Here is a 5,195-nt window from a genome sequence, read left to right as displayed (position 1 = left end):
GCCTGGGCGCGGTCGCGGCCGAGGCGCTCGCCATCGCGCGGGCCGGCCTCAAGGCGCGTGCCCGCCGCGACGGCTCGGGACGGGACGAGACGATCTACCTGCAGCCGCTGGAGGCGATCGTGGCGGCCGGGCGCTCGCATGCCGAGGACCGCCTCGCCGACTACGAGGGATCGTGGAAGCGCTCGGTCGACCCCGCCTTCACCCATTGCCGGTTCCCGTAATCGGGAGGGCGACCCGCACCGCTTCCTCGTCACGCGCTAGGGTCACGGCCGGCCGCTTCGCCCGGCTGACAAGCTGCATCGATCCGGTCTATCGACCCCGGCGACGGCGGCCCCGTCGCCGGGGTTCTCGCATGCCGGACGCACCACCGATCGACCTCGATCTCGCCGGCCTCAAGTGCCCGCTTCCGGTGCTGCGGACGCGCAAGGCGCTGCGCCGCCTGCCGCCGGGCACGCTGCTGCGGGTGACCTGCACCGATCCGCTGGCCTGCCTCGACATCCCGAACCTCGTGCGCGAGGAGGGTGACACCCTCGAAGCCTGGGACCGGATCGGCACGGCGACCCGGTTCTCGATCCGCCGCGGCCCCGACACCTGCCCCGGAGACTCCGCGAAGCCGCCTCATTCCTGAACGATCGCCTGCCTAGAACGGCCTCGACGCGACTCGGGCAGGAAGATCCACAGGCATGGTACCCATCATCCGCGGGACACGCCTCGTTCATGACGGCTGGGCCCGGTTCCTCGTCGCCGAGGTGACGATGCCGGATGGCACCCGCATCACCCGCGAGATCGAGGATCACGGTCGCGCGGTGGCGGTGCTGCCCTACGATCCGACGCGCCGCGTCGCGCTCCTGGTCTCGCAGTTCCGCGCCCCGGTGTTCTTCGCCGAGGGCCCGCTGGACATGCTCGAGACCCCGGCGGGCATCCTCGACGAGGGCGACCCGGAGGACGGCGCCCGCCGCGAAGCCTACGAGGAGACCGGCGTCGACCTGAACGTGCTCGAGCGGGTGGTCAGCGCCTGGACCGCGCCGGGCATCTCGACCGAGCGGATGGACCTGTTCCTCGCCCCCTTCGGCGCGGCCGACCGGTCGGGACCGGGCGGCGGGCTCGCCGAGGAGAACGAGGCGATCACCGTCCACGAGGTGGCGCTCGACGACCTCGCCCGCCGCAGCGACGCCGGCGAGATCGCGGACATGAAGACGCTGACCCTGGTCTTCGCGCTGCGCCTGCGGCACCCGCACCTGTTCGCGTCCGCCTGAACCCGCGGAGCCGCGAAGCGGCGCGTCAGGCCGCGTCCCGGTTCCCGATCTCGCCGCGCAGGAGCGCGAGGAAGCGCCACGACCGTACGAAGTAGCGCCGGAACAGCCGTCGCGGCGCGAAGGCGAACCGGAACGCCCATTCGAGCCCGGCACGCTGCAGCATCACTGGCGCCCGCGGCACCAGCCCGGCGGCGACGTTGACCGCCTCGCCCACCGCCAGCACGAGCGGCGTGCCGAGGGCTGCACCCTGGCGCGTCACCCAGACCTCCGAGCGCGGCGCGCCGACGCCCATGACCAGCAGGGTGGTGCCGTGCTCGCGGATGCGGGCCGACAGCGCGCGACCGTACTCCGCGTCGTCGTCGAAGCCGAAGGGCGGCACGCAGGTCGCGACGGCATCCGCGTCATAGCCGGACCGCTTGAGCCGGTCGCGGATCGCCTCGGCGACCGCGTCCCGCGAGCAGACGAGGAAGACGCGGCGGCCTTCGACCGGCCGGGCGAACAGCGCGTGCGCGAGGAGGTCGTGCCCGGTGACGCGGGCGGCCGGCTGGCCGCGCAGCCGCGCGAGCCAGACCAGTGGCGTGCCGTCCAGCGTCCGCGCGACGGCGCCGGCATAGGCCTGCCGGAAGGCGGCGTTCTCCGAGAGCAGGACGATGTGGTCGATGTTGGCGGTGACGACGAGGCGCGGCCCGGCCGACGGCTGCATCGCCGAGGCGGCGAGGATCCCGGCTGCGGGACCGGCGGCGAAGTCGTGGCCGAACATCCGCACGCGCCAGGCGCTGCCGGCCTCGCTGCGGCGATTTAAGGGGGTTTCCGGCGTGGCGCCGGCCGCATGGCCGGGTTCGAGGCGAGGGCTCGTCCCGCGGACGGCCCGGGGCCGCGGCATCGCGGGGTGAATGGCGAAGCCGGCGACCTTCACCGCGCCGTCCTCCTCGGCCTGCGCCTGTCCCGCCTCAAGCATCGGCAGCTCGGAAGCTCCGGGGCGGCACGGTCGCGGCGCGGCGCTCGTTGCGGTCGTTGCGACGGTCGCGGGCGGCGCCGAGCGACAGCGCGATGGCCACGCCCAGCATCATCCCGACGAGCAGGGCCAGCGGCAGCACCACCTTGGGCGAGGGCGGCCAGGTCCGGGTGCGGGCGGGGACCGCCGGCGAGATGATGCGGACGTTGATGCTGTTCAGGCGCTCCTGCTCGCTCGCCTCGCGCGAACGGCGAAGATAGGTCTCGTACACGCCGCGGCGGGATTCGAGCGTCCGCTCCAGCTCGCGCAGGCCGACATTGGCGCGATCGCTGGTGACGGTCTCCGCCTTGGCCCGGTCGAGGCTCTTGCGGATCGCCGTTTCGCTCGCCGCCGCGCGATCGTAGTCCTTCTGCGTCGTCTCGATGATCCGCTCCTTCTCGCGCTGGATCAGGCGCTGGAGGTCGCGCTGCTGGGCGTACTGCTCGGCCATCGCCGGGTGACGCTCGCCGAGGCGAGTCGCGAGCTCGGCGGTGTTGCGCGAGAGCGTCGCGTATTGCTGGCGGAGCGCCTGCATCTCGAGCGATTGCAGCATCTCCGGCAGCGCCGTGCTGGCGTCGCCGGCCTTCATCTTGCGCGCCTGCTCGAGGCGCGAGCGCGATTCCGCGGTCTTGATCTGGGCCGTGACGAGCTGCTGGTTGAGGTCGCCGAGCTGCTGGTCGGTCAGCAGGCGACCGCTCGACGCGACGAGGTTGTTATCCTCGCGGTACTTCAGGAGCTTGCCCTCGGCGAGCTCGACGTCGCGGCGCAGGCTCGACAGGCGGCCGTTGAGGGCGTCCGAGGCGCGGCGCGCGGCTTCGGTGCGGGCGCTGGCCTCCTCGGCGAAGTAGGCGTCGCCGATGGCGTTGGCGATCTTCGCCGCCTTCTCTGGATCGCGCGACTGCACCAGCACGTCGATCACGAAGGTGCGCTCGGCCCGGCGCACGGTCAGCTTGGTCTGCAGGGTGTCGACGGCGACGTTGACCGGGTCGCGGCTGCCGGGCGGCGGCAGCATGCCGAGCGCCGTGCGCAGCCAGACGATCGTCGGGTTGTCGGACTCGGGCTTGGCGAACTCGTCGTCGCGATCGAGGTCGAGCTTCTCGACCGTGCGCCGCAGGACGTTGTCCGACTGGATCACCTTGGTCTGGCTCTCGGCGAGCGACACGCCGCTGTCGGCCTGAGGCGTGCGGGCGCTGACGTCGTTGTCGACGACGCGGAGATCGGAGGGATCGACCAGGATCTGGATGCTGGAGGTGTAGACCGGGGTCAGCAGCCCGAGCAGCGCGACGGCGGCGGCGACCATGAACAGGCCGCCCAGCACGATGAAGCTCGCTCCGCGCCACAGGCGGCGGAGGATCGTGCCCGTGTCGGCCCGATCGGAGAAGCGCGGCGGCAGCGTCACCTCCACGGGCTCGCCGCGGACGGGGGTCGAGAAATCGAACATCGGTCTCTGTCCCTCACCTGCCCGACGGTTTCCAGGAACGATCCCGTTTCGGAGCGTTCCCGTGCCACCTTGAACCGGAAGCGCCCGGCGATGGCGGTGTTCGATGACGTCTCAGCAATCTGCGGACCGCAGGTTGCGCTCTCTGATTGCCGCAAAATCTTTCCCAATGCCTTGGAAACAGGGGCGAACGACGTTTCTTCAAGACGAGACAGCGTGGCATGCTTAACGATCTGCCGGCGCGACGTTCAATACGTAGTCCGCCTCACCGCTTGGGGATAACCGGATCGGGCGCGACCCCATCGGGCGCGACGAGGTTGTCTGGCCCGTAGGCCGACACGCCCTCGGCGAGGTAGCCGCGGAACGCCTCCGCGTCGCGCGCGGCCAAGCAATTCCATCGTGCGACGTTTGCCCGCGCGTCGGCCGCGGCTTCCGCCAAGCGGCCGGACCGGACGGCCTGGATCAGCGCCGAGGCGGCGCCCTCGGGATCGCCCGGGCGGAGGAACAAGCCGGATTCGCCGAGCACCTCGCGGAACACCGCGTCGTCGGGGGCGACCACCGGCAGGCCGCCATGCTGGATCTCGAGCAGGGGCAGGCCGAGGCCTTCGGCCTTCGAAGTCGAGAGCAGAAGGTGGGCGCTGGCGGCGAGGGTGCGCAGCGCATCGTCGCCGACATAGCCGTGCCAGGTGAGGAACGGCGGCGGATCGTCGAGGAAGGCGTGCCGGCCCCAGCCAAGGCGGCCGACGATGTGCAGCTCGGCCGGCACGCCGGCGCGGTTCAGAGCCGCCGCGAGCGCGATCGCCGCCGGGTAATCCTTGCGCGGCTCGATCGTGCCGATCGCCAGCATGCGCAGCGGCGCCTCGGGCCGGTAGGCGGCGGGGCCGGGGAGCCCGTCGAGGCCGAACACGTCGCGCACCGCCGGCCGCAGCAGGGCGACGAGGGCGTCGTCGGCGCAGTGGCGGCGCAAATCCGCGCCGGTCTTGCGCGAGATCACCAGGAAGCGCCGACCCCAGCGCATCGCGTAGCGGAACGCCGGCGCCATGTAGAGCCGGCTCTTCCAGGCGAGATCCTCCGGCCGGTCGAGGAGGAAGGTGTCGTAGATGCAGAGGATGCAGCGCTCCGCGAACGGCGCCATCAGTGGGCCGGGGGGAAAGCCGGCCATCACGAACTGCGCCTCGGGCTCCCGCGCCGCGCGAAGCGGCAGGCCGAGCTGCTGCGCGAGGATCATCCCCGGGATGCTGCGGCTGCGCAGGGGCCGGACCGCGCCGCCGAGCATCGCCGGCGTGAACTGGTCGAGCGCCACCCGCTCGATGCCGGTGACGTGGCCGCGGACATGGGTCTGGTCGAGGTAGATCGGGCCGCGCATCACCGGGCTCCGCCGAGCGATCGAAGCCGGACGGCCCAGTACAGGCCGCGCCGCGCCCAGGGCGGCAGGCGGCGCCCGAGCAGGCGCTGCTTATGTGGGTTTTACACAAGTCCGACCCCCCGGGACTTCCGCTGTGGGGGT

The 5,195-nt window shown here is 72.1% G+C and carries 5 protein-coding genes and 1 pseudogene; 3 read left to right on the top strand and 3 right to left on the bottom strand.

What is annotated here, in order from left to right:
- The 3 genes and pseudogenes from FV230_RS24200 to FV230_RS24190 form a co-directional block, all read left to right on the top strand.
- Nucleotides 1-221, top strand: a pseudogene (locus FV230_RS24200) (glutamate--cysteine ligase); the annotation flags it as partial.
- A gap of 131 nt (nucleotides 222-352) precedes the next feature.
- Nucleotides 353-628 carry a sulfurtransferase TusA family protein gene (locus FV230_RS24195; protein WP_147844209.1) on the top strand — a complete coding sequence of 92 codons (276 nt, stop codon included), beginning with the start codon at nucleotides 353-355 and terminating at the stop codon, nucleotides 626-628.
- Between the two features lie 55 nt (nucleotides 629-683).
- Nucleotides 684-1,256 (top strand): NUDIX hydrolase, encoded by a 573-nt coding sequence (locus tag FV230_RS24190; RefSeq protein WP_147844208.1) that lies wholly within the window; start codon nucleotides 684-686, stop codon nucleotides 1,254-1,256.
- A gap of 25 nt (nucleotides 1,257-1,281) precedes the next feature.
- Here FV230_RS24190 and FV230_RS24185 read toward each other — a convergent pair whose 3' ends face one another.
- The 3 genes from FV230_RS24185 to FV230_RS24175 all read right to left on the bottom strand — a co-directional run bounded on the left by FV230_RS24185 (nucleotide 1,282) and on the right by FV230_RS24175 (nucleotide 5,054).
- A complete protein-coding gene (locus FV230_RS24185; protein WP_246694981.1) occupies nucleotides 1,282-2,214 on the bottom strand; it encodes a WecB/TagA/CpsF family glycosyltransferase in 933 nt (310 codons plus the stop codon).
- Nucleotides 2,207-3,691: a GumC family protein gene (locus tag FV230_RS24180; protein ID WP_147844207.1), complete on the bottom strand. Its 1,485-nt coding sequence runs from the start codon at nucleotides 3,689-3,691 to the stop codon at nucleotides 2,207-2,209. The genes FV230_RS24185 and FV230_RS24180 overlap by 8 nt, the downstream gene beginning before the upstream one ends.
- A gap of 262 nt (nucleotides 3,692-3,953) precedes the next feature.
- Nucleotides 3,954-5,054, bottom strand: a complete 1,101-nt coding sequence (locus FV230_RS24175) for a glycosyltransferase (protein WP_147844206.1) — start codon at nucleotides 5,052-5,054, stop codon at nucleotides 3,954-3,956.
- Between the last annotated feature and the right edge of the window lie 141 nt (nucleotides 5,055-5,195).

This window comes from Methylobacterium sp. WL6 (genome assembly GCF_008040095.1).
Lineage (GTDB): Bacteria > Pseudomonadota > Alphaproteobacteria > Rhizobiales > Beijerinckiaceae > Methylobacterium.
This window is presented reverse-complemented; position numbering and strand designations above follow the sequence as displayed.

Coding starts and splice junctions, on each gene's coding strand:
- FV230_RS24195 (WP_147844209.1), top strand. CDS start 353: ATGCCGGACGCACCACCGATCGACCTCGATCTCGCCGGCCTCAAGTGC.
- FV230_RS24190 (WP_147844208.1), top strand. CDS start 684: ATGGTACCCATCATCCGCGGGACACGCCTCGTTCATGACGGCTGGGCC.
- FV230_RS24185 (WP_246694981.1), bottom strand. CDS start 2,214: ATGCTTGAGGCGGGACAGGCGCAGGCCGAGGAGGACGGCGCGGTGAAG.
- FV230_RS24180 (WP_147844207.1), bottom strand. CDS start 3,691: ATGTTCGATTTCTCGACCCCCGTCCGCGGCGAGCCCGTGGAGGTGACG.
- FV230_RS24175 (WP_147844206.1), bottom strand. CDS start 5,054: ATGCGCGGCCCGATCTACCTCGACCAGACCCATGTCCGCGGCCACGTC.